The 24,449-nt window shown below is 71.9% G+C and carries 13 protein-coding genes; 9 read left to right on the top strand and 4 right to left on the bottom strand.

The genetic code is table 11. From position 1 onward, the window contains the following. Window positions 1-48: 48 nt before the first annotated feature. The gene (locus PKF00_RS22190) at window positions 49-1,782 is read right to left on the bottom strand and encodes an ABC transporter ATP-binding protein (RefSeq protein WP_271219519.1); all 1,734 of its coding nucleotides are present in this window, start codon (window positions 1,780-1,782) and stop codon (window positions 49-51) included. Beyond that, window positions 1,776-2,627: a TetR/AcrR family transcriptional regulator gene (locus PKF00_RS22185; protein WP_271219518.1), complete on the bottom strand. Its 852-nt coding sequence runs from the start codon at window positions 2,625-2,627 to the stop codon at window positions 1,776-1,778. The genes PKF00_RS22190 and PKF00_RS22185 overlap by 7 nt, the downstream gene beginning before the upstream one ends. 425 nt (window positions 2,628-3,052) lie before the next feature. Here PKF00_RS22185 and PKF00_RS22180 point away from each other — a divergent pair, with 425 nt between their 5' ends. Then, a complete protein-coding gene (locus PKF00_RS22180) occupies window positions 3,053-3,301 on the top strand; it encodes a hypothetical protein (RefSeq protein WP_271219517.1) in 249 nt (82 codons plus the stop codon). 39 nt (window positions 3,302-3,340) lie between these two features. On the opposite strand, the gene PKF00_RS22175 is transcribed toward PKF00_RS22180, so the two are convergent. Beyond that, window positions 3,341-4,498: an NAD-dependent epimerase/dehydratase family protein gene (locus PKF00_RS22175; protein WP_271219516.1), complete on the bottom strand. Its 1,158-nt coding sequence runs from the start codon at window positions 4,496-4,498 to the stop codon at window positions 3,341-3,343. 423 nt (window positions 4,499-4,921) lie between these two features. On the opposite strand from PKF00_RS22175, the gene PKF00_RS22170 reads away from it, so the two are divergent. The 7 genes from PKF00_RS22170 (at window position 4,922) to PKF00_RS22140 (ending at window position 12,170) form a co-directional block, all read left to right on the top strand. Beyond that, entirely contained in the window at window positions 4,922-5,179 is a 258-nt protein-coding gene (locus tag PKF00_RS22170; RefSeq protein ID WP_271219515.1) for an STAS domain-containing protein, read from the top strand. A gap of 8 nt (window positions 5,180-5,187) precedes the next feature. Continuing rightward, on the top strand, window positions 5,188-6,111 hold the full coding sequence (locus PKF00_RS22165) for a sensor histidine kinase (RefSeq protein WP_271219514.1): 924 nt from the start codon (window positions 5,188-5,190) through the stop codon (window positions 6,109-6,111). Between the two features lie 47 nt (window positions 6,112-6,158). Next, window positions 6,159-8,099 (top strand): PP2C family protein-serine/threonine phosphatase, encoded by a 1,941-nt coding sequence (locus PKF00_RS22160; RefSeq protein WP_271219513.1) that lies wholly within the window; start codon window positions 6,159-6,161, stop codon window positions 8,097-8,099. Next, window positions 8,099-8,482 carry an STAS domain-containing protein gene (locus tag PKF00_RS22155; protein WP_271219512.1) on the top strand — a complete coding sequence of 128 codons (384 nt, stop codon included), beginning with the start codon at window positions 8,099-8,101 and terminating at the stop codon, window positions 8,480-8,482. Before PKF00_RS22160 ends, PKF00_RS22155 begins: the two co-directional genes overlap by 1 nt. A gap of 72 nt (window positions 8,483-8,554) precedes the next feature. Beyond that, window positions 8,555-9,070, top strand: coding sequence for a hypothetical protein (locus tag PKF00_RS22150; protein WP_271219511.1), 516 nt, complete (start codon window positions 8,555-8,557; stop codon window positions 9,068-9,070). A 286-nt stretch (window positions 9,071-9,356) separates the two neighbouring features. Beyond that, complete coding sequence (locus PKF00_RS22145; protein ID WP_271219510.1) at window positions 9,357-10,442, top strand: hypothetical protein; 1,086 nt, start codon at window positions 9,357-9,359, stop codon at window positions 10,440-10,442. 183 nt (window positions 10,443-10,625) lie between these two features. Beyond that, window positions 10,626-12,170: a hypothetical protein gene (locus tag PKF00_RS22140; protein ID WP_271219509.1), complete on the top strand. Its 1,545-nt coding sequence runs from the start codon at window positions 10,626-10,628 to the stop codon at window positions 12,168-12,170. A gap of 48 nt (window positions 12,171-12,218) precedes the next feature. Here PKF00_RS22140 and PKF00_RS22135 read toward each other — a convergent pair whose 3' ends face one another. Beyond that, complete coding sequence (locus tag PKF00_RS22135) at window positions 12,219-18,500, bottom strand: non-ribosomal peptide synthetase (protein ID WP_271219508.1); 6,282 nt, start codon at window positions 18,498-18,500, stop codon at window positions 12,219-12,221. Between the two features lie 376 nt (window positions 18,501-18,876). On the opposite strand from PKF00_RS22135, the gene PKF00_RS22130 reads away from it, so the two are divergent. Further along, entirely contained in the window at window positions 18,877-24,432 is a 5,556-nt protein-coding gene (locus PKF00_RS22130) for a non-ribosomal peptide synthetase/MFS transporter (protein WP_271219507.1), read from the top strand. Window positions 24,433-24,449: the final 17 nt, after the last annotated feature.

Raw genomic sequence — 24,449 nt, 5'->3', positions numbered from 1 at the left:
CGCCTCCCATCGGGGGGCGTGGTCGCGTGGTCGTCACCGGACGCTCGCTCATGCTGCCCTCTCCGCGGTCAGTTGGGACTCGACGATCTCGATGTACGTCGGGCAGGAATCCAGCAGCTCGTCATGGGTGCCCATGCCGACGACCACGCCGTCGTCGAGGACGACGATCTGGTCGGCGTCGGCGATGGTCGAGACCCGCTGGCCGACGATGACGACGGCGGCCTCGGCGGTGTGCGGGCGCAGCGCGGCGCGCAGCCGGGCGTCGGTGGCCAGGTCGAGGGCGGAGAACGAGTCGTCGAACAGGTAGATCTCGGGCTTGCTGACCAGCGCCCTGGCGATCGAGAGGCGCTGTCGCTGGCCGCCGGAGACGTTCGTGCCGCCCTGCGTGACGGGGGCGTCGAGCCCCTCGGGCATCGCCTCGACGAAGTCGCGGGCCTGCGCGACCTCCAGCGCCTCCCACAGCTCCTCGTCGGTGGCGTCGGGGTTGCCGTAACGCAGGTTGCTCGCGACGGTGCCGGTGAACAGGTACGGCTTCTGCGGCACCAGGCCGATGCGCCCCCAGAGCACCTGGGGGTCGAGGTCGCGGACGTCGACGCCGTCGACCAGGACCGTGCCGGAGGTGGCGTCGAAGAGGCGGGGCACCAGGGAGACGAGCGTCGTCTTGCCCGCCCCGGTGCTGCCGATGATCGCGGTGGTCTGTCCCGCGGAGACACGGAAGGAGACGCCGGACAGCACCGGCGCCGCGGCCCCGGGGTAGCGGAACCCGACGTCGCGCAGCTCGAGCTCGGCGCGGGCGGGCACCTGCCGTACGGGATCCGAGGGCGGTCCCACCGACGACTCGGTGTCCAGCACCTCGTTGATGCGCTCGGCGCAGACCGCGGCGCGGGGAATCATGATCGAGATGAAGGTGGCCATCATCATCGAGCCGAGGATCTGCACCAGGTACATGAGAAAGGCGGTGAGGGCGCCGACCTGCATCTCGCCGCTGTCCACGCGGCCCGCGCCGAACCAGAGCACGGCGACGCTCGAGGCGTTGAGGATCAGCATCAGGGTGGGGAAGATGAGCGCGGTCAGCCGCCCGACCCGCAGCGCCGTCGCGGTCAGGGCGTCGTTCGCCTCGGCGAAGCGGCGGGTCTCCTCCCGCTCCCTGACGAAGGCGCGCACGACGCGGATGCCGGTCAGCTGCTCACGCAGCACCTGGTTGACCACGTCGATCCGGGTCTGCATCGCGCGGAACTGGGGGACCATCCGGGAGACGATCAGGCCGATCGACACCAGCAGCGCGGGAACGCAGACCAGCATGAGCCAGGACAGGCCGATGTCCTGCCGCAACGCCATGATGACGCCGCCGACGCACATGATCGGCGCGGCCACCAGCATCGTGCAGGTCATCACCACGAGCATCTGGACCTGCTGCACGTCGTTGGTGCTCCGGGTGATCAGCGAGGGCGCTCCGAACTGGGCGACCTCCCTGGCGGAGAAGGCGCCGACCCGGTGGAAGACGGCCGCCCTGACGTCCCGCCCGAATCCCATCGCCGCGCGGGCGCCGTAGTAGACCGCCGCGATCGAGCAGGCGATCTGCACGAGGGAGACGGCCAGCATCCAGGCCCCGCTGGACAGGATGTAGCCGGTGTCGCCGGTGGCGACGCCCCGGTCGATGATGTCGGCGTTCAGGCTGGGGAGGTACAGCGAGGCCATGGTGCCGACCAGCTGGAACACCACCACAGCGGTCAGCGCCGACGAGTAGGGGCGCAGGTGGACGCGCAACAGCCGACTCAACATGGGGGATCTCCACTCGGGGTGTCCAGGCCCGGGGTGCCCGAGTCTGGGAGGTCGAGTACGGGGGCCTCGGGGTGGGAGGCGTCCCGGGGGGAAGCGGGGGCGGGCGTGTCGTGGCCGGGGCGCAGGCGGATTCCGTCCAGCAACGTGGAGACGATCTCCTCGGGCGTCAGCGGGTCGTCCTCGACGATCCGGGGATGGCTGCCCGCGATGGTCAGCAGCTGCAGGCGGCGCGCGGTCTCCTGGGGCGTGCACCGCAGCCGGTCGCGATCGGGTTCGATCAGGTTGACGAGCGCCTGCCGGATGACGACGCGCTGGTCGAGCTGGGTCGCGCGGATGCGCTGGAGCTCGGCGGCGCGCGAGTCCGGCAGGACTCCGTGGTCGCGGCAGGCCTCGGGGTCGCCCTGACCTGGCCCGGGTCCGCCGTCGACGCCGGTTTCGACGCCGGTCTCGGCGGCGTCCCGGCCGGTCTGGGCCTTGCGGCCGGTCGCGGCCGCTCTCCTCATCACCAGCGCGTCCACCAGCCGGAAGACGCATGCCGTGTGACGCTGCAGGATCTCGACCGCGGCGACGAGCCGGGCGTCCAGCGAGGCCGCGCGGTCCACGGCCGTCAGGTCGTGCAGGAGCGGGGAGGGGTCGAAGGCGCTGGAGATGGCCGCGTTCACGAGCTCGTCCTTGGTGGCGAAGACGCGGAAGATCGTCCCTTCCGCCACCCCGGCCGCCTGGGCGATCTGCTTGGTGTTGACGTCGGGACCCTGGGCGAGCACCAGCGCCAGGGTGGACGCGATGAGTGCGGCACGTCGCTCGTCCGGTGGGAGGGGAGCGGCGCGGGGGGAGGTCGAAATCACGTTGATCACCCTATATGAGTGAGTAGCTCACTCACTCGTATTTATCCCCCTTTGGGGAGGGGGCTGTGACCGGTCGGGAGAAAGGTCCGCGCCGGGCCAATCCGGCAGGGGAACGGCTACGAATCCCTGTCATCGGAGCGATGAGCTCCGGTCGTCCGCCCGTAGTCGCTCCACGCTGGACGGCGGACGGAACCGCGTGGCCTGGCGCTGGAGGGGGTCCGGGTCACGCGGTTCGTCCATCAGGCCCATTCCGCCCAGCCCGCTGACCCCGCTGACCCCGCTGAGCCCCCTGAGCCCGCCCATCCTGCTCAGCCCGTTCAGCACGCCGCCGGTTCGACCCGCGTCGTTTCGGCGCGCCGTCGTTAGCGCACCGGGAGGCGGGGTATGGCCCGCCGTGGAAGCCTCCGAAGACGGGAGGGGCGGACATGGGACTCATCGACAGGGAATGCGTCCGGCGGCTGCTGGAAGCGCCCGACCCCGGAGCCACCCTGGTGTTCGTCCAGGGTGACTGCATGGTCCTGCCCGACGGGGAGATCAACGACCATCACAGACCGCTGATCATCGCGCGGCGCTACGAGCTGACGGAGTTCCTCGGCGGGGAGACGGCGACGGACCAGCAACTGGACATGCTGGCCGACCGGCTCGACAACGTCGCCAGGGACCTGGCGGACTGACCACGAGGGAGGGGGCGCTCCCCCCGCCTGACCCGCAGGTCAGCGGGAGTGCCACCTGGCCAGGAGCTCGGTCTCCCGCTCCGGGGTGATCGTGACGCCGACGGAGAAGGCCGACTCCGACTCGCGGATCTCGCGGATCGACCGGCGCAGCGGGCGCGGGCTGAGTCCCGCCGCGTTGGCGGCGGCCGGACTGGCGGCGTTGGCGGCCATCCAGCCGTCGCCCTCCGACCACAGCGGCAGCGACGTGCCGTCCTCGCCCTCGGCGAGCAGGAAGTCCTGGCCGACCCAGGTCAGGGTGGTTCCCGGCGGCCCGACCTCCGCCAGGATCGTCTCCAGTATGTCGCCGAAGGAGAACGGCGGGGCGGGGCTGACCGCGTGAAAGGTTCCCGAGGTCGTCGTTCCGGCACGGTGTCCGGTCCCGCTTTCCGCGCTTTCGGCCGTCCCCGCCGCGCTTTCGGCCGTCCCCGCCGCGCTTTCGGCTGTATCCGCCGTGTTCGTTCCGTCCAGTACGGCGATGATCCAGGAGGCCAGGTCGCGCCCGTCGATCACCTGGATCGGGTCCGAGGGGTCGCCGGGGGCCAGGACCTCGCCGCCCGCGGCGATCCGGTTCACCCAGTAGGTGAAACGCCCGGTGTGGTCGTGCGGGCCGATCACGTAGGTCGGCCGTACGATCAGCGTCTCCGGTCCGAACCTGGCGACGGCGGCCCGCTCGCACAGCACCTTCAGCGCGCCGTAGGTCTCGACGGTCACCTCGCCGGGGACCGGCCCTTCGATCTCGGCCACCGGCGCGTCCTCGCCGAAGCCGGGGGAGAACGGGGCGGTGTAGACCGAGGTGCTGGAGATGAGGACGTACCGCCCCGCGAAGGAGGAGGCGGCTCGCTCCTCGGAGGGGGCGTCGGCTCGCTCCGCCGAGGGCGTGTCGGCAGGGGAGGCGGGACGTCCCGCGGAGAGGGCGTCGGCGAGGGAGTCGACCTGCGCCGGGAGGTAGGCGCTGACGTCGATCGTCGCGTCCCATTTTCGGCCGTTCAGGACCGACAGGTCCGCGTTGCGGTCGGCCCGCAGGTGCTCCGCCCCGGGGAACAGGTCCGCCCCCGTCCGCCCGCGGTGCAGCAGGGAGACCTCGTGTCCGGCCGCGATCGCGGCCTCGGTGATGTGTCGTCCGACGAACCGGGTTCCGCCGATGATCAGGATCCGCATGGCCGTAATTTTGTCCTATACGAGGCTCGTACGGCAGGCCGCAATCCCTGCTTACCAGGAGGAAACCCTCAGGAGGCGCTTGAGAGCCCGGGGAAGGGCGAGACGGGAAAAGGTGACGGTTCAGGAGACGTCGTAACGGGAATTCTCGAGGCCCCGTCAGTGGGAAATGTCAGAGAACGGCAGGTAGAGCGGTTTTCTCGTCGCCAATGATGCTCATCGACTTCGCTTCGAAAGTCGGCAAGGGGTACGTTGGATGCTGTCCATCCTCTACTTCAGGACTGTGTCGCCATGGCAATTCGGCCAGAGCAGAGATCGCCCAGACCGCCTCCGGCCGCCAGGCCCGACGCTCCAGTGCCCGATGTTCCCCTGCAGCTTTCCCACGCGCTCCGGATCATCCCGCTCCAGCGGCCCGGCGGTCTCCGGGTGAGCGGTGAGATCGACCGAACGACCAGGAAACCCTGGGAGCAGGCGCTGGAGGAACTCGTCGTCGTCGGCCGCGACATGCACCTCGAGCTCTCCGACCTCACCTTCATCGACGTCCGGGGAACATGGTTGCTCGCGGAGGCGGCGTACAGCCTTCCCACGGGGAAGAAAGTCGTCCTGCACCATCCGCCCTACTGTCTGAGGTCCGTACTCGCCTTGATCGGGTCGTTCCCCTCTCCGATCGAAGTGGAGACATGATGGCCACCGTGACGGCCGATCTGGATCCGTTCGTCCATCCTGCGCTGTTCTACCGGGGGACTCACGAGTACCTCCAGGCCACCCTGCCGTTCATCCGCGGGGGGCTGACAGCGGGTGAGCCGGTCGCGGTGGCCGTGCCCGAACGGAACCTCCGGCTGTTGCGGACCCAGTTGGGCGAGGCGGCCTCCGAGGTGCACCTCGTCGACATGACGAAGGCCGGCCGCAATCCGGGGCGCATCATCCCCGGCGTCCTGCGCGCCTTCGCCGACCGCCACGCGGACCGCAGGGTGCGGATCATCGGAGAGCCGATCTGGCCGGGACGCTCGGTGACGGAGTATCCCGCGTGCGTCCAGCACGAGGCGTTGATCAACCTGGCCTTTCCCGGCCGTGCCGTCACCATCCTGTGTCCCTACGACGTCGAGGGGCTCGACCCGGAGATCGTCAAGGACGCGGAGATGACCCATCCCGTCGTGATAGACAGCGCGGGCCTGCGCCTCAGCGACGCCTACGCCCCCGAACGCGTCATCCACGACCACAACCGCCCGCTGCCCGACCCGCGGGACGCCGCCACGCTCTCCTTCGGAGACAGCGCCCTGATGCACCTCCGAGACTTCGTCGCCGGGCACGCCTCCGACGCGGGACTCTCCGGCGAGCGCCTCGAGGACCTGCGGTTGATCGCCAGCGAACTGGCCGCCAACAGCCTGGACCACGGCGGCGGCCACGGGGTGCTGCGCATCTGGGCCGAGAACGGCCAGGTGGTGATGGACGTCAGCGACGCCGGCCACATCACCGACCCCCTCGCGGGGCGCAGGCCCGTCGACCCCCGCCAGCGGGGCTCCAGAGGCCTGCTCGTCACCAACCTCCTCAGCGACCTCGTCCGCGTCCACACCGGCGAGGGCGGCACCACTGTGCGGGTCTACTTCACGATCTGACATGCTCATTGCGGGCTTCCCGCCCGATCTCGCGCCGACGTACGGCCATGCGGAAGGACACGATCCTGAAATCAGGAAACGATGCCGACCTGCTGCCCTACGGCGGGGCCGACGTTCTGAACAGGGGCGTTCCCGCCGCGCCGCTCCCGCGCGGGCAACTCGCGAAGGCCCCGCGCACCGCTGATCCCGCCCTGGCCGTCGCCTGCGGTCCCGATCCGGCTGTCGCCTGCGGTCCCACCCCGGCCGGCACCGCCGATCCCGCCCCGGCCCTTGCCGCCGGTCCCGATCCGGCCGTCGCCGCCGGTCTCGATCCGGTCGTCGCCGTCGGTCCCGATCCGGCCCTTGCCGTCGGTCCCGATCCGGTCCTCGCCGCCGATCCCGGCCCCGGTCCCGATTCCGCCGCTGACCCCTTCCACGTCGCCGTCGATCCCGGCCTCTCCCAGGCCGCGGCGGACATCCAGGTCATGCTCGACGTGATGCCGGGATCGGCGAGCTGGGCCGTGCCCCTTCGTGACGAGGCGGGGACGGTCGTCGACTTCCTCCATCTCGCCGCGACCCCGGAGGCCGAGGACATCCACGGCAGGCGGGGCGCCGAACTGGTGGGCGTGCGCACCCGGCAGGCCTACCCCTCGGTGGTCGGCACCCCGCTCTGGCAGGCCTTCCTGCAAGCGCTCGAGACCGGCGAGACCGAGTGCCTGAGCGGATACGAGCACGTCGAGGACACCGACGGCGTCCCGCACCGCTCCTTCTACAGTCTGCGGATCGCGCGCCTGTCCGGAGGCCTGCTCAACTCCTGGACCCGTGACGACGCCGTTCTGCGGCTCGAGGCGCTCCTGTCCCGCACCGAGCGTCTCGGCAACCTCGGCTGGGGGCGCTGGAACCTGGTCACCGGGGAGATCGTCTGGTCGTCGCAGCTCTATCTCATCCACGGCCGTGACCCGGCGGAGGGGCCGCTCACGCTGGAGGAGTACTCCGCTCTCGTCCACCCCGACGACCTGCCGGTCATCGAGCGGGCCAAGAGCGAGTGGGCGAACAGCCCCGAGCCGCACGAGTTCGAGGTCCGGGTCCGGATCGGAGACGGCGTCCGCACCATCCACGTCTCGACGGAGGCCGTCCACGACGTGGCGGGCAGGCCGCTGGAGATCCACGGGATCATGCAGGACGTCACCGACCGGCGCAGGGCGGCCGACGACCTCGCCGCCGCCAACCGGCGTCTGGAGGAGGAGAACCGGCTGACGGCCGACCTGCAGAACGTCATCATGCCGGTCCGGGAGGAGCCCCACGTCCTGCCGGGGCTGCGGGTCGCCGCGCGCTACCAGCCCGCCGAGACGGCGGCCTACCTGGGCGGCGACTGGTACCAGGTGATCGGTCTGGCCGACGGCGACGTGCTGCTCGCCGTCGGCGACGTGGCGGGCCACGGGCTGGCCGCCGCCTCCGCCATGGCGAAGCTGCGCCACGCGATCACCGGGCTGGCCTTCGCCGACCACGACCCGGCGCAGATCCTGACCACGCTGAACCGCCTGTTGTGCAAGCTGCGGCCCGACGTGCTGGCGACCGCCCTCGTGGCCCGCTACCACCCCGCCGACCGCACTCTGCGCTGGACGCACGCCGGTCACCCCCCGATGCTCCTGGCCAGGGGCACTCATGTGGAGCGCCTGCTCCATCCCGGGGTCCTGCTCGGCGTCTTCGACGACGCCTCCTACACCTGCGGCACCGTACGGCTCAGGCCGGACGACCTGCTGGCGATGTTCACCGACGGGCTCATCGAGAAGCGCGGACGTGATCTCTACGAGGGACTGGACCTCCTGAGCGGGGCACTGGTCACGGCGCTCGGACAGCCTTCCATCGCCGCCGGCGACCGGCTGACGGCGGCGATGGAGGCCGTCGTCCCCGGCAACGAGACGGACGACACCTGCCTCATGATCGCCCAGGTCACCGGCACCCTGTCGCCGCCCGCGCCCCCGCCGCACGTCAGGCGGTACGGCTGATGACGGATCTTCACCTGAAGACGCTCGAAGCGGAGCTGTCGGCGCGAGACGGGGTGACGGCGGGCATCGTGGTGATCAACGGGATCTTCGACCACTCGCTGCACGTCCCCGCCACCAGGTTCTTCGACGAGGTCTTCGCCGCGTTCGGCCCGTATATGGTCCTGGACCTCATGGGACTCGACCTGCTCGACTCGCGGGCGATGGGCCTCATCGTCACCTGCTGGAGGCGCGCCCTCGACGAGGACGGCTGGCTGGCCATGGTGGCGGCCGAGCGCGGCGCGACGCGCATCCTGTGGATCACCGGACTGGTGACGCGCATTCCGGTCTTCTCCACGGTTCAGGACGCCCTGGACGCCCAGCCTCCGCGCTCTCTTCGGAACTGAGGCGCGACAGGGGGACCACAGGGCGTCACCCACCCGGAAAAACGCCGTCCTTCGAAAAGGGCGCCCTTCGGAATGAGGCGTTCATTCGTCGGAGACGTCGCCGACTTCGAAAAGGAGATCGCCATGACCATGCCCGACGCCGTCATGACCAGGATCGGCCAGGGCGTCGAACTCGGCCATCGGGGTGAACGCGACGCGGCCCGCCGCCTGTTCGCCGAGCTCTGGGACGAGATCGGCGAGGCGGGCGACGCGCTTCACCGTTGCGCGCTCGCCCACTCGATGGCCGACGTCCAGGACGACGTGCGGGAGGAACTGAAGTGGGACCTGCGGGCACTCGAGGCGGCGGACCAGGTCACGGACGAACGTGCGGCGCAGGCGGGCGTCGCGGGCTCCGTGGCCGGTTTCTATCCGTCTTTGCACCTCAACCTCGGTGAGGCGTATCGCAGGCTCGGCGAACTCGACAGCGCGCGCGACCATCTGGAGCGCGGTCTGGCGGCGGTCGGCGCGCTCGGCGACGATCCGTACGGAAAAATGATCAAGGGGGGACTGGAGGGGCTCGCGAGACGCCTTTCCCCGGCCATGCCGTGATGGGATTTCACGGAGTTATATCAGAAGTTGACGTAAAAGGTTTCCCTGTTCGCTGCCGACGGATTACCGGTTTAAGAAAAGGATGATATCTGGCGGTTTGGGTCTTCTCGCCGGGGTGTGAATGGGTTATCAATAATCCAGAGGCGATGCGACCGGCTCTTTTCCATCCATATGTGACGTCCATATGCGACGTCTGCATTGGCATGCCCGACGTATACAACCACCGGGTTGACCGGTGTCGCTCCATATATGGCCGTAACACCCCCCAGAATGGATGGAGAATCGTATGCGCCGGTTACGAAGAGCGCTCCTCGGAGTCTTCTGCGGCATCGTCACGCTCGTCACCGGGCTCGCCTCGGCGACCACGAGCGCCCAGGCGGCCGTCCCTGACCGCTGGGGATTCGCCTTCGTCGACGTCTTCTCCGGCGTTCCCACCCTGGCCCACCAGGCGGGAAGCTGGTCGTCCGCGTCCACCGTCACCGTCTCCTCGGGGGCGACGGGCCAGGTGAAGGTGGCCTTCCCCGGCATCGCGACCTCCGGCGGAGTGGCGCACGTGACGGCCGTCTCCCCGAACGCCGAATGGTGCCAGCTCCAGACCTGGGCCCCGTCCGGTCCCGACGAGATCGCGCTGGTCCAGTGCTACAAGTACGGCGGAGCCCCGGCGTTCGTCCCCTTCACCATCGTCTTCGAGCAGAGCAGCGGCCTGCTGCCCGCTCCGCAGGCGCTGGGCTACGTGCACTTCAACGGCTCCTCCGTCGCCACGCAGTTCAACTCGGCAGGCGCGGCGAACACCGTCGCCGCCGGCGGCGTCGGGACCTGGACCGTCACCCTGCCGGGCCTGGGCTCGACGGGGCCCGAGGGCGGCCTCCAGGTGACCGCCGTCGACCGGGCGAAGCCCGCCCGCTGCAAGGTCGGCGGATGGAGCTCGGCCGCGGGGGCGCAGACCGTCAAGGTCATCTGCCACGACGCGACGAGCACGCCCTACAGGACGGGATGGACGCTGAGCTACCAGCGGCAGCGGGCGATCACGGGCGCCGCCGCGCCGCCGAAGCACTTCGGCTACACCCTGGACACCGCCCCGACCACCGCGGGCCCCTACGCGCCCGCGCCCGCCGGGATCAACTTCAACTCCCAGGGCGCGACCAACACCATCAAGAACTCCGCCCCGGGACGTGAGGTGACCTTCCCCAAGGTCGGCTACCTCCGCGACCACGTCCAGGTGACCGCGTTCGGGCCCGGCCCCGAGTACTGCAACCTGCTGAAGGTCTGGGCCACCCCGCCCAACGACGCCGTCGTCGGCGGCGTCAAGTGCTACAACGCCCTCGCCCTGACCCCGCAGCGCTTCTTCGCCAGCTACACCTCGGAGAAGTGACCGCCCCGAGAGGGTGACCACCGTGGAGAGGTGACCGCCCCGGCGAGGTGACGTCTCGGGGAGGTGACCGTCGAACTCCGGTACGGCTCGGCAGGGCCGTACCGGACCACGCCTCCAACCCTTACCGAGTGATGGTGCTTCCGGGAAGGAAACACAGGTCAGGCCTGCTGTAAGTAGATGGTCGTGAACTCGCTGCAGCAGGCCGGAGACCTGACCCCCGACACCGCGACCGGCCCGACGACCGGTGCCGCGACCGGCGGAGGCGGAACCGGCCAGACAGGGGACGCGGGCGGTCGCCGGATCCCGGTCGCGCTCGCCGTCTGGGGATCGCTCATCGTCGCCGCGTGCGCGGCCGGGGCCGTCCTGCACGGGCTGGGCGTGCTGCGCATCGACCACCTGCCGCCCTTCCACGGTCACTTCCGCACGCCGTCGATCACGCTCCTGCCGCCCCTCGCCCTCGCCGTCCTCGCGGTCGCGACGCTCCCCGCGCTCACCGCGCGCCTGCGCTTCCGGCAGGCCCTGCTCGTGGCGTACGGCACGGCACTCGCGTGGACGGTGTCGCTGGCCGTCTCCGGAGAGGGGCTGGCCAGGCCGTTCACCAACCCCGGGGAGTATCCGGCCGTCCTGCCCGCCGTGGCGGACGACCCGCTCGGCTGGCTGGACTCCTTCGTCGAACGGCTCCACGGATACCCGGCGCACGTCAGGGGACATCCGCCGCTGCCCGTGCTGGTGGTCTGGGCCCTGGCCAGGGCAGGGCTGCCCGGCCCGTTCTGGGCGGCGCTGCTGGTCGTCGCGGTCGGCTGCTCGGCGACCGTCGCCGTCGCGCTCACCGTCCGGCGGCTCGCGGGGGAGGAGGCCGCCCGCGCGGCGCTGCCGTACCTGGCCCTGACCCCCACCTCTGTGTGGATCGCCACCAGCATGGACGCCTTCTTCGCCGGGGTCGGGGCCTGGGGCGTGGCGCTGCTGGTGCTCGGAGGCGGGGCCGGGATCGCGCCGCGGGCCGGAACCCTGTCGAAGGCTGGGATCGCGCCGAGAGCCGGAACCCTGTCGAAGGCTGGGATCGCGCCGCGGGCCAGAACCCTGCCGTGGGCTGGGATCGCGCCGCGGGCCAGAACCCTGCCGCGGGCCGGGGGCCCGTCGCGGGCCGGGATCGCGTTGGGGTCCGGAGATCCGTCGAGGGCGGGGATCGTTGCGGGGGCCGGAGCGGGGGTGCTGCTGGGGGCGCTGCCGTATCTCAGCTACGGGCTCGTGCCGTACCTGCTGATCCCGCTGGTCGCCGCGTTCGCCGCGCGGATCCCCAGGGGGACCGTGTTCGCCTGCCTGGCCGGGGCGGCGGCGGTGACGGCGGCCTTCGCCGCGAGCGGTTTCCTGTGGCCGTCAGGGGTGCTGGCCACCCACGCGGAGTGGTCGGTCGATCCCGGCGCGGCCAGGCCCTACTTCTACTTCCTGGTCGCCGACGTCGCGGTGCTGGCCCTGCTGACCGGTCCCGCGGCCGCCGTCGGCCTGGCCAGGACTCCGCCGGGGGTTCGCGCGCTGGTCGTGGCGGCGGCGGTGGCCGTGCTGGCCCTCGACCTCAGCGGGGTGACGAGGGGGGAGGTCGAGCGCATCTGGGTGCCGTACGCGGTCTGGATCGTCCTCGCCGCGGTGGCGGCTCCCGGGCGTCGATGGCTCGCCGCCCAGGCCCTCACGGGACTGTTGCTGCAGGGGCTCGTCATCTCGCCGTGGTGATGTGCCGCGCCGGACCGACGGGGGCGCGTGTGCCGGTCCGGCGCGGGGTCAGAGGTCCCGGGCCAGGTGGGCGGCCTCCTCCTCGGACAGCTGGTCCAGCTCGGCGACGAGCAGCTCCTCGACCGCCGCGGCGAGGGTCTCGACCGTGGCGTGGGTGAACAGCGTGCGGATCGGGACGTCCAGCTCGACGGCCGCCCTCAACGTGGCGATCACCCGTACGGCCAGCAGCGAGTGGCCGCCCAGGACGAAGAAGTCGTCGTGGGCGCCGACGGCGTCGAGTTCCAGCACCTCGGCGAAGACCTTGGCGACCAGCTCCTCCGCGTCGGTGCGCGGCGGGACGAACTCCGCCTCCCGTCGCGCGTCGGGCAGCGGCAGCGCGGCCCGGTCCACCTTGCCGTTCGCGGTGAGCGGCAGCCGTTCGAGACGCACCCAGACGTGCGGGACCATGTACGGCGGCAGCGTCTCCGCGAGAAAGACCCGCAGCTCGTCGAGGTCCGCGTCGCCGACGACGTAGCCGACCGGGGTGTCGTCGCGTACGGCGACGGCCGCCTGGCCGACGCCGGGGTGGGCCAGCAGCCGCGACTCGATCTCGCCGAGCTCGATCCGGAAGCCCCTGACCTTGACCTGGTCGTCGAGGCGGCCGAGGAACTCCAGCCGCCCGTCGGCCCGCCAGCGCGCCCGGTCGCCGGTCCGGTAGATCCGGTCCTCCCCGAAGGACGTGAAGCGCTCCGCGGTCAGTTCGGGCCTGCCGAGATAGCCACGCGCCACTCCCGCGCCGCCGACGCACAGCTCACCGGGAGCGCCGGGCGGCGCGAGCCGTCCCGCGGAGTCGAGCACGTACGCCCGGGTGCCGCCGACGGGGACGCCGATCGGCGGCCGTCCGGGGGAGCCGTCCAGCTCGGCCGCGGTGGCGATGATCGTCGCCTCGGTCGGGCCGTAGGTGTTGACCAGCCTGACCCGGTCGCCGAAGCGCTCCCGCCAGCGCGTGACCGCGGCCTCGTGCACCTGCTCGCCGCCCAGGATGACCAGGCGCAGTGTGTCGGGCCAGGCGATCTCGTCGATCTGGTCGACCAGCGCGTGCCAGTAGGCCGTGGGCAGGTCCAGCACCGTCACCCCGTCCAGGTGGTCGGGCAGGGTGACGCCGCCGTCGGGAAGCAGTTCCAGGCGCGCCCCGGCGGCCAGCGTCGGGTAGATCTCCTCGGCGTGGGTGTCGAAGCTCAGCGAGGCGAACTGCACCACCCGGTCGCCGGGGTGCAGGCCGTACGCCTCGCGCATCCACGCCACCCGCGCGGCCAGCCCGTCGTGCTCGACCACCACGCCCTTCGGCGTCCCGGTCGACCCGGAGGTGTAGATCACGTACGCGGCGGCGTCGCGCGGCACGGGCTCCGGCTCACAGGGCCGATTGCTCGTGCGCACCACCGGGACGCCCTCGGGCAGCCGGTCGCTCAGGTTCGTCGAGGTGAGGACGAGCGAGGCGGCGCTGTCCCGCACCGTGAAGGCGAGCCGTTCCACGGGATGGTCGGGATCGAGCGGCAGGTAGGCGGCCCCGGCCCGCCAGACCGCGAGCAGCGCCGCGACCGCCTCGGGAGACCTGCTGAGGCAGACTCCCACGACGTCCCCCGCGCGCACCCCCCTGGCCTGCAGCAGCCCGGCCAGCTCGTCGGCGCGGGCGTCCAGCTCCGCGTAGGTCAGGGTCGCCGGCCCGCAGGCCACCGCGACGGCGTCCGGACGGGCCCGTACGGCGGCCGCCACCAGGTCCGGCACGTGAGGCGCCTCGGGCAGCGGCGGTCCCTCCCCGAGGGCGCGCAGCCGTCGCGCGTCCTCCTCGGTGCACAGCTCCAGACGCCGTCCGGGGTCGGCGGAGACGCGGCGGAGCAGCCGTTCGAAACGGGTGGCGAGCGCGGCGACGGTGGCCGCGTCGAACAGCTCCGCGTCGTAGGAGAGCACCACGTACAGCTCGCGCTCGTCCTGCCAGGCCTCCAGCGTCAGCTCGAACTTGATCTGCTCGAAACCGTGCCGGAACGGCTCCGTCTCCAGCCCGGCGAAGACGGGTTCGGCGCCGCCGTCCTGGGTGTGCAGGATCGCCATCGTCTGGAAGAACGGCGTGTGCGAGGGATCCCGCGTGACGCGCAGCCGTTCGAACGGGACGCCCTGGTGAGCGAAGGCGGTCAGGACGGTGTCCCTGGTCCGCTCGAGCAGTTCGGCGAAGGTCGGGTCCCCGCTCAGGTCGCCGCGCAGCACGACCACGTCGCTCAGATAGCCGATCATCGTCTCCAGCTCGACGCGGTTGCGTCCCGCGGTGACGGTGGCGACCGGCACGTCGTCCCTTCCGCTGTGCCGGGCGAGCGTCGCCTGGTAGGCGGCGAGCAGCGTCATGAAGAGCGTGGCCCCGTGCGCCCTGCTCATCGCGGTCAGCCGGTCGGCCTCCTCCGCGGGAAGTCTGAAGCTGTGGAAGGCGCCCCTCCTGGCGCGAGCGGTCTCACGCGGCCGGTCCGTCGGCAGGTCGAGCGGCACGGGGTCGGCGAGTCGCTCCCGCCAGTAGGCGAGCGACTCCTCGTGCTCCGGCTCCCGTTCCCGCTCCCAGAGGGCCACGTCGCCGAACTGCAGCGGGAGCGGAGCGAGCTCCTGCCCCGAGTAGAGGCGGGCGAGCTCGTCCAGCATGACGTTGAGCGACCAGCCGTCGCCCAGGATGTGGTGGAGCACCACGCACAGCACGTGGTCGTCCGCGCCGAGCCCGACCAGGGTGACCCGCAGGGGCGGCCCCGAGGTCAGGTCGAAGGGAGCGTTCGTCCGCTCCGCGACCAGCCTCTCGACACCGTGCCCGTCCTCCGCCGTGACGGTCTCGATCGGCACCGGTCCGGCGGGCTCGACCACGGCGACGGGAGTCCCGTCCACCTCGGGGTAGCGCGTGCGCAGCGTCTCGTGCCTGGCCACGACCTCGTCGAACGCCCGTCCCAGGGCGGCGGCGTCCAGCGGGCCGCGCAGCCGCCGCACCACCCACATGTTGTAGGCGGCGTCGTCAGGGTCGAGACGGTTGAGGAACCACAGTCGTTCCTGGCTGTGGGAGAGCGGGGCGCTCACCCCGGCGCCTCGGGGACGGGGACCCCCGCTCCCCGTCCCCGTCTTCCCCTCGTCGGCGTCGTCGAGCAGCCCGGCCAGCGCCTCGACCGTGGAGCGCAGGAAGACCTCCCGCACCGGGATCCGTACCGGCAACCGCGAGGCGACCATGGTCGCGAGCAGGGAGTGGCCGCCCAGCACGAAGAAGTCGTCGGTCGCGCCCACGTCCGCGACGCCGAGCACCTCGGAGAAGACCGCCGCCACGAGCCGCTCGTTCGGGGTTCTCGGCGGGACTCGGACGCTCCTCGCGATCGGCGCGTACGGCAGCGCGTTACGGTCGACCTTGCCGTTCGGGGTGAGCGGCAGGGCGTCGAGCACGACGATCACGTTCGGCACCATGTAGCCGGGCAGCAGCCCGGCGGCGTGCTCGCGCACCCCCGCGGTCACGTCGTCCGCCTCGGCCGTACGGGCCGCCTCGGCCGTACGGGCCGCCTCGGCCGTACGGACCGGCTCGAACGCGGTCGGGCTGGAGTCCGCCTGGGCGGACGTGACCGTGTCGGCCGGGGTGTGCTCGGTGGCGGTCGTCTCGACCACGAAGGCGACCAGCGCGTCGTCCCGCACGGTCACCACGGCCTGCGCGACTCCGGGGGCGGCCTCCAGGACCGACTCGATCTCGCCCAGCTCGATGCGGTGCCCGCGGAGCTTGACCTGGTTGTCGGTGCGGCCGAGGAACTCCAGGGTGCCGTCGCCGAGCAGGCGGACCAGGTCGCCGGTCCGGTAGACGCGCTCCCCCCGGTGGTCGACGAAGCGCTCCGCGGTCAGCTCCGGCCTGCCCAGATAGCCGGTGGCGACGCCGGTCCCGCCGATGAGCAGCTCGCCGGGGATCCCGATGGGCGCCTGCGCGCCGCCGGGACCGACCACGTGGACGGTGGTGTTCGCGATCGGCGCGCCGATGACGATCCTGTCCGGCTCCCGGGGCACCTCCCAGGCGGTCGACCAGATCGTCGTCTCCGTCGGGCCGTACACGTTGACCAGCCTGCTCACCCGTGACCTCAGCTCGGTGGCGAGCCTGAGCGGGAGCGGCTCGCCTCCGGCGAGGGCGACGACCGGAGGGAGGTCGCCGACGAGCAGCACCCGCCAGCCGGACGGGGTGGCCTGCACGTGGGTCACGCCCCGCTCCACGACGAGGCGGGCGAGCGCGGCTCCGTCCCTGGCCGTCTCGGCGTCCGCGACCACGACCCGGCCGCCGGTGACGAGCGGGAGGTAGAGCTCCAGCGCGGAGATGTCGAACGACAGGGAGGTGAGCGCCAGCCAGGCGTGGCCGGGTTCCGATCCGACCAGTGAGCGCATGGCGAGCAGGAAGTTGGTGAGCGCGCGGTGCGGGACCACCACGCCCTTGGGCCTGCCGGTGGATCCGGAGGTGTAGAGCACGTAGGCGGTGTCGTCCGGCCCGGCTCCTCCGGGACGGCCTCCCGGGATCGGCGCCGTACCGCCCCCGGGTTTGGCCGCCTCCACGCCGGTCGGGGCCGGGATCGGAACCGTACCGGCCCCGGCGTCGCCCGTGCCGCCTCCGGTCCCGGTCTCCGCGGCCTCCACGCCGGTCGGGGCCGAGACCAGGTCCTTCAGGTCGGCGTCCGTGAGGGTCAGTGAGGCGCCTGAGTCCTCGATCACGTAGGCGACGCGGGCCTGCGGGTAGTCGGGGTCCACCGGCAGGTAGGCGGCGCCGCTCATGGCCACGCCGAGCAGCGCGACCGGCATCGCGGGGCCGCGGGAGATCCGCACCGCGACCAGTGAGCCGCGCCCGACGCCGCGACGTGTGAGCCGCTCGGCCAGGGCGGCGGCCCGGTTCGCCAGCTCGGCGTAGGTCAGCGTGGTCTCGCCCGAGACGACCGCGACCGCGTCAGGGGTGGCGTTCGCCCGTTCGAGGAACAGGTCGACGACGGTGAGTTCGGGCAGCTCGGCGGCGGTGTCGTTCCACTGCTCGAGCAGGACCCGCTCCCGTTCGGGCAGCAGCTCCAGACGCTCGACCGGGAGCCCCGGATCGGCGACCGCCGAGGCGAGCAGCCGCAGGTACCGCTCTGCCAGCCGTTCTGCGCTCTCGCGGTCGAACAGCTCCTCGCTGTGGATGAGAACGCCCAGCAGGCTCCCGTCGGGCTCCTCGTGGACGTCGAGCGAGAGGTCGAACCTGGCCGGGTGCCAGCCGTGCGGGAACGGGGCGACATCCAGGCCCGCCAGGCCGGTGTTGTGCTCGCCATGGGTGTGCAGCGCGAACATGGTCTGGAACACCGGCGTCCTGCTGAGGTCCCGCTCCACGCCCAGAGCGCCGACCAGCCGTTCGAACGGCACGTCGGCGTGGCCCAGCGACTCCAGGACCGACCGGCGGGTACGGCGCAGCAACTCGGCGAAGGTCGGGTCGCCCGACAGGTCGCAGCGGAGCACCATCGTCGTCGACAGGAAGCCGATCATCCCCTCAAGCTCGGTGCGGTTCCGTCCCGAGGAGGGGGTGCCGACGCAGAAGTCGTACTGGCCGCTGTGCCGGGAGACCAGCACCTGGTAGGCGGCGAGCAGCACCATGAACGGCGTGCAGCGGGACTTCCTGGCCAGCTCGGAGACGGCCGAGACGAGGTCGGGGGCGATGGGGAAGCGCACCTCGCCGCCCGCCGTGCCGCGCCGGGCGGGGCGGGGACGGTCGGCGGGCAGCTCCAGCGTGGGGACCCCCGCCAGCCGCCCCGTCCACCACGCCAGGTCGGCGTCGTCGGCGCGCTCGGTCCTGACGTACTCGCTGAACTGCGGCGGGAGGTCGGCGGGCAGCTTCCGGCCCGCGTAGTGCTCGGCCACCTCGGCGCGCAACACGTTGAAGGACCAGCCGTCGACGTTGACGTGGTGCGACGTCACGCAGAGGACGTGGTCGCCGGGGCCCAGCCGGACCACGGTGACCCGCAGGGGAGGGCGTTCCGACAGGTCGAAGGCGACGTTGGTGCGGGCGCTGACGATCCGCTCCGCGTCCTCGACGGAGGCCGCCTCGACCACCTCGACCTCGACGGGCGAGGGCGGTTCGACGACCGCGACGGGCCGTCCTTCGAGCTCGGTGAACCGGGTGCGCAGCGCGTCGTGCCGGGCGGCCACGGCGGTGAAGGCGGCTCGCAGCGCGGGGACGTCGAGCTCTCCGCGCAGGCGGTAGACGTAGGAGGTGTTGTAGGACGGGTCCTGCGGATCCAGGCGGTTGAGGAACCACAGCCGTTCCTGGCCGTAGGAGAGCGGGCCGGTTTTCATGCCTTTCCCCCGATATCTGGAAAGGTCCTTTACTGTTACGGGCGGGCCGAAGTGTTCCACGGAACTTCGCGGGGTCGCAAGCCCGGCCGTGCGGGGGTGGGGGGCTGCGCCGTACGAAACCGCACGTCAGCGAGGTGTGGCGGGGCGGGTTCGGGCGGCGCGGGAGCCTGGGACCTTGCCACTCCTGAGGGGGGCGTGCCAGACTGACGCACCCAACTGATCAGAAAAGTTTCTTTCCAGAAACTGCTTCACTGTTCTCGCGCACAGCGGCGTGCGCTCCGACAGCTTCCGGGACTCAGCGGGAGCGTGCCGCGGCCTCGTCTCCGGCACCGCGCCTTTCCCGGGGGTCGTGAAGACATCGTCGTAGGGGGATGGCGTGTCCGCTGCCGATCTTTCCGAGGCCAAGCGGGAACTGCTCAGGCGCAGGCTGAAGACAGTCGCCCCGAGCCGTCCCGCGATCCCGCGCAGGCCGGACGGCGTGTCGCCGCCGCTCTCCCCGGTCCAGGAGCCCCTGTGGTTCATGGAGCACTTCACGCCGGGAAGCGCCACCTACACCATCGCGGTCGCGGTGAGGCTGCGCGGCCCGCTGGACACCGACCGGTTGCGGGACGTGCTGGCCCTGCTGCCCGACAGGCACGAGAGCCTCAGGCACCGATTCCCCGCGACGGAGGACGGGCGGCCCGCGGTGCACGTGGTGCCCTCCGCGCCGGTGCCGCTCAGGCTGGCGGAGGCCGCGACGGAGACCGAGGCCGCCGAGCTGATCGACGCCGAGAGCGGCAGGCCGCTGGACCTGTCGGAGGGGCCGCTGCTGCGCGCCATGCTCATCCGCCTCCCCTCCGACGAAGGAGCGGACCCTTCCCACGAAGCGAACTCCTCTCACGGAGCGGACCCCTCCCACGAAGCGGACTCCTCCCACGGAGCGGACTCCTCTCACGGACAGGCCGACGACCACGTCCTGGCGCTGTTCGTCCACCACATCGTCGCGGACGGCCGTTCCGCCCAGCTCCTGTTCGCCGACCTGTTCGCGCTCTACCGGAGGGAGGAGCCGGCCGCGCCCACGGTCCGGTACGGCGACTTCGCCCTCTGGCAGCGCGAGCGTCCCTTCGACCGCGAGCTGGCCTACTGGAGCAAGGAGCTGGCCGGGCTGCCCCGCGTCGAGCTGCCCGCCGACCGCCCCCGCCCGCCCCTGCTCAGCTACGACGGCGCCTCCCACGTGCACCGACTCGACCCGGAGCTGGTCACCGCGCTCACCGAGCTGGGCAGGCGGCACGGCGCGACACCGTTCATGACGCTGCTGGCCGCCTTCCAGGTGCTGCTCGCGCGCTACTGCGGTGAGCGGGACGTCGCGGTCGGCACGCCGGTCGGCGGGCGCACCCAGGCGGGTCTGCAGGACGTGGTCGGCATGTTCGTCAACACCCTGGTACTGCGGGCCAGGCTCGACAGAGACCCCGGCTTCGCCGATCTCCTCACCCGCACCCGCGACGTCGTGATCGACGCGCTGGACCACCAGGAGCTGCCGTTCGCCCGGCTGGTCGACGCCCTCGACGTGCCCAGGGACCCCAGCAGGCAACCCCTGACCGACACGCTCTTCTCCATGCACGACTTCGCCCCCGACACGGGAGCGGGCGGTGACCTGGAGATCACCGACTTCACGATGCCGCCCGGCTCGTCCCGCCACGACCTGGAGCTCTATCTCGTCCCCGGCGCCGACGGCGGCATGACCGCCGCCTTCACCTACCGGACGGCCCTGTTCGAGGCCGCGACCGTCGGCCGTATGGCGGGCCACTTCGAGACCCTGCTCAGGGACGCCGTCGCGCGCCCCGACGTGCCGGTGAGCGAGCTGACCCTGCTGGAGGAGGCGGAGCTCCGCCTCGTCACCGAGGAGTGGAACGCCACCGCCCGTCCCTTCCCCTCGGACATGACGCTGCACGGCCTCGTCGAGGCCCAGGCGGCGCGGACGCCCGACGCCGTCGCGGTGACCTTCGGATCCGCGGCCGGGACGGGGGCCGGACCGGCGGGCGGGCCGGTGTCCCTGACCTACCGGGAGCTCGACGAGCGGGCCAACCGGGTGGCGAACAGGCTCGGCGCGCTCGGGGTCGGCGCCGGAACGCTGGTCGCGGTCTGCGCGGAGCGCTCAGCCGAACTGGTGGTCGGGCTGCTGGGCGTGCTCAAGACGGGGGCCGCCTACGTCCCGCTCGACCCGGACTATCCCGCGGAGCGGCTCGCCTTCATGCTCTCCGACGCCGCCGCCCCCGTGGTGCTGACCCAGACGCGCCTGGCGGAGCGTCTGCCGGAGAGCGACGCGGTGGTCCTCCCGCTGGACGATCCCGCCCTCTGGGAGGGCCTGCCCGCGACCGCTCCCGAACCCGCGGGCGAGCCGGGCACGGCCGCCTACATGATCTACACCTCGGGGTCGACGGGAAAGCCGAAGGGCGTCCTGAACAGCCACCGCGGCATCGTCAACCGCCTGGACTGGATGCAGCGACGGTACGGCCTGACCGCGCGGGACACCGTCCTGCAGAAGACGCCCGCGGGCTTCGACGTGTCGGTCTGGGAGTTCTTCTGGCCGCTGATCACCGGAGCCAGGATGGTGCTGGCCGAGCCGGGCGGGCACCGGGACCCCGCCTACCTGCGCGACCTCGTCGCCGCTGAGCGCGTCACCACACTGCACTTCGTTCCCTCGATGCTCGCGCTCTTCCTCGCCGAGGACGTGGGACGCCTGACGTCCCTGCGGCGCGTCGTCTGCAGCGGCGAGGAGCTTCCCGTCGACCTCGCCAGACGCTGCCTGGAGGCCCTCCCCGCCGCCGAGCTGCACAACCTGTACGGCCCGACCGAGGCGGCGATCGACGTCTCCTCCTGGCAGTGCACCGCCGAGGCGCTCGCGGGCAGGACGAGCGTGCCGATCGGCGCGCCCATCCAGAACGTCGCGCTCCACATCCTCGACCGGCACCGCCGTCCGGTTCCGGTCGGCGTTCCGGGCGAGCTGCACATCGGCGGGGTCGGCGTCGCCCTCGGCTACCACGAACGGCCCGAGCTGACCGCCGAGCGGTTCTTCCCGCTCGGTGCGGACCGGGTCTACCGGACCGGCGACGCGGCCCGCTGGCTGCCCGACGGCACGATCGAGTTCCTCGGCCGCCTCGACGACCAGGTCAAACTGCACGGCCTGCGGATCGAGCTGGGCGAGATCGAGGCGGCGCTGCGGGAGCGGGCGGGCGTGCGCGAGGCCGCGGTGATCGTCAGGGAGGACGTGCCGGGGGACAGGCGGCTGGTGGCCTACCTCGCCGCGGACGCCGCCGGTGCCGAGGACGCGGGCGCGGACGCCGTGCCCGACGTCTCCCAGGTGCGGGCCGCCCTGCGCGGCGTCCTGCCGGACTACATGATCCCCTCGCTGTTCGTCACGCTGGACGCCCTGCCGCTGACCCCGAACGGCAAGCTGGACCGCAAGGCCCTGCCCGCGCCGGAGAGCGCCGCCGCCGAGTACGTCGAGCCCGGCACCGACACGGAACGGGCGATCTGCGACGTCTGGGCCGAGGTGCTGTCCGTCGAGCGGGTGGGCGTCGACGACGACTTCTTCGACCTGGGCGGCAACTCGCTGCTGGCGATCCAGGTCGTGGCCAAGCTGCGCAGGGCGCTTCCCGAGGGCAGCCACCAGGTCGGTCTCGTCGACCTGTTCTCCTACCGGACCGTGCGCGAGCTGGCCGGGTTCGTCGCGGGACCGGCCGCCGACGGGCCGAGGCCGCTGCTGCAGCGGCTCACGCCCCGCCGCGGCGTGCCGACGCGCGCCTACGTCTGCGTGCCGTACGGCTCCGGCAGCGCGATCGTCTACCAGCCCCTCGCCGACGCCCTCCCCGAGGACCAGGCCCTCTACGCGGTCGGCATCCCCGGCAACGACGTCGGGCTGGACGAGGAGCCGGAGGAGTTCGACGAGGTCGCCAGGCGCTGCGCCGAGGAGATCCTGCGGACCGTCGAGGGGCCCGTCGTGATCTACGGGCACTGCGGGGTCGGGGCGGCGCTCGCCACCGAGCTGGCCCGCCGGGTCGAGGCGGCGGGCCGCGACGTCGAGGCCGTCTACATCGGAGCGATCTTCCCCTTCGCCAGGCCGAGGGGGCTGATGCGCACGCTGTCGCGCCTCGGGGACCTGGGGAACCTCAGCCGCAGCCAGACCGACATCAACCGGCTCAAGGCCAGGGGCATCGACCTGGAGGAGCTCGATCCGGGGGTGGCGGAGCGGATCGTCCGCACGATGCGTCACGACTCGAAGGCGGCGGAGAAGTACTTCACCGACCTGTTCGACACCCCGGACCGCGACCGGCTGCGGGCCCCGATCATCTCGGTGATCGGCGAGCGCGACCCCGCGACCGACTTCTACGAGGAGCGCTTCGAGGAATGGCGCTTCCTCACCGACACCACGGCCCTGGTCGTGCTGGACGAGGGCGGACACTTCTTCCTGCGCTACCGGGCCGAGGAACTGGCCGACATCCTGCAGCTCCACACCTGCCTCGACGCGCCGCCTGAGCGCGGGCCCGCCGACACCTGGTGGGTGCACGCGGTGGGCACGGCGACGCCCCCGGGACCGGGCTCCGACGCCCCGGCCGTCAGACCCAGCATGGGACGCTTCCTCGTCGTCGCGGCGGGCCAGCAGATATCCATGATCGGCTCCGCGCTGACGGGGTGGGCGCTGCCGCTGACGGTCCTGGTCGACTCGGGTTCGCTGGCGCAGTTCTCGATCCTGGCCGTGCTCAACCTCGCCGGGCTGCTGATCTCGCCCCTGGCGGGCGCGATCGTCGACAGGGGCGACCGGCGCAGGGTGCTGCTGCTGGCCGACTGCGCCTCGGCCGCCAACCAGGCCGTGCTCGCCGGGCTGATCCTGTTCGGCGACCTCCAGCTCTGGCACGTCTACCTGCTGGTCGTCTCGCTGTCGATCGCGGGCAGCTTCCAGCGGCTCGCCTTCGGCTCGGCCGTCCCGCAACTCGTTCCCAAGCACTACCTCGGCCACGCGATCGGCGTCACCCAGATGACGGGCGGTGTGGCCCAGCTGATCGTCCCGCTGATCGCCGCGGGCCTGCTGGCCTGGATCGGGCTCGGCGGCATCGTCGCCCTCGACGTCGCCAGCTACGTCTTCGCGATCGCGGTCGTGATCCTCGTCCGCTTCCCCGACACCCTGCCCTGGAGGCCGAGGGAGCCGCTGAGCACCGAGATCGCCAAGGGGTTCGCCTACACCTGGAAGGAGCGCGGCCTGCGTTCCATCCTCGGCTTCTTCGCGGTGCTCAACCTGTTCCTCTCGCCCCTGCTGCTGCTGGTCTCCCCGCTGGTGCTCTCCTTCGCGACCCTCACGGACGTCAGCCGGATATCGGTGGTGAGCGGCCTCGGCGTGCTGCTGGGCGGGCTCACCATGGCCATCTGGGGCGGGCCGAGCAGGCGGCGATTCCTGGGCGTCCTGGTCACCACGCTGGCCATGGCCGTGGGAAGCGTCGTCACCGGCCTGAGCCCGTCACTGGTGACGATCGGCGTCGGCGCGTTCACGCTGACCTACTTCCTGACCCTCATGAACGCGATCTACTCGACGATCGTCCAGATCAAGGTGCCCCACCGCTACCACGGCAGGGTCTTCGCGCTGAACACCCTGGTCGCCTGGTCGACCCTGCCGATCGGCATGGGGCTGGTCGCCCCGCTGGGCGCGGCCCTGTTCGACCCGATGCTGGCCCCCGGCGGGGTGCTCGCCCCGACCGTCGGCGCGGTGATCGGAGTGGGTCCCGGGCGGGGCATCGGCCTGCTGTACTGGGTCTGCGCCCTGGGGATGGCACTGGTCGTCGTGGGGTCGCTGCGGGTGCGGCGGCTGGCGCGGTTCGACGCCGAGACGCCGGACGCCCTTCCCGACGACCTCGTCGGCGCCCAGACCCTTGAGGCCCGCCGCACCGGAGCCGCGGCCTGACCGGAGCCGGGCACCCC

Source organism: Streptosporangium carneum, assembly GCF_027922005.1.
Lineage (GTDB): Bacteria > Actinomycetota > Actinomycetes > Streptosporangiales > Streptosporangiaceae > Streptosporangium > Streptosporangium carneum.
This window is presented reverse-complemented; position numbering and strand designations above follow the sequence as displayed.

What these genes read in the sequence shown, in the direction of transcription:
- PKF00_RS22190 (WP_271219519.1), bottom strand. Translation starts at nt 1,782, where the DNA reads ATGTTGAGTCGGCTGTTGCGCGTCCACCTGCGCCCCTACTCGTCGGCG.
- PKF00_RS22180 (WP_271219517.1), top strand. Translation starts at nt 3,053, where the DNA reads ATGGGACTCATCGACAGGGAATGCGTCCGGCGGCTGCTGGAAGCGCCC.
- PKF00_RS22175 (WP_271219516.1), bottom strand. Translation starts at nt 4,498, where the DNA reads ATGCGGATCCTGATCATCGGCGGAACCCGGTTCGTCGGACGACACATC.
- PKF00_RS22160 (WP_271219513.1), top strand. Translation starts at nt 6,159, where the DNA reads ATGCGGAAGGACACGATCCTGAAATCAGGAAACGATGCCGACCTGCTG.
- PKF00_RS22155 (WP_271219512.1), top strand. Translation starts at nt 8,099, where the DNA reads ATGACGGATCTTCACCTGAAGACGCTCGAAGCGGAGCTGTCGGCGCGA.
- PKF00_RS22150 (WP_271219511.1), top strand. Translation starts at nt 8,555, where the DNA reads ATGAGGCGTTCATTCGTCGGAGACGTCGCCGACTTCGAAAAGGAGATC.
- PKF00_RS22145 (WP_271219510.1), top strand. Translation starts at nt 9,357, where the DNA reads ATGCGCCGGTTACGAAGAGCGCTCCTCGGAGTCTTCTGCGGCATCGTC.
- PKF00_RS22135 (WP_271219508.1), bottom strand. Translation starts at nt 18,500, where the DNA reads ATGAAAACCGGCCCGCTCTCCTACGGCCAGGAACGGCTGTGGTTCCTC.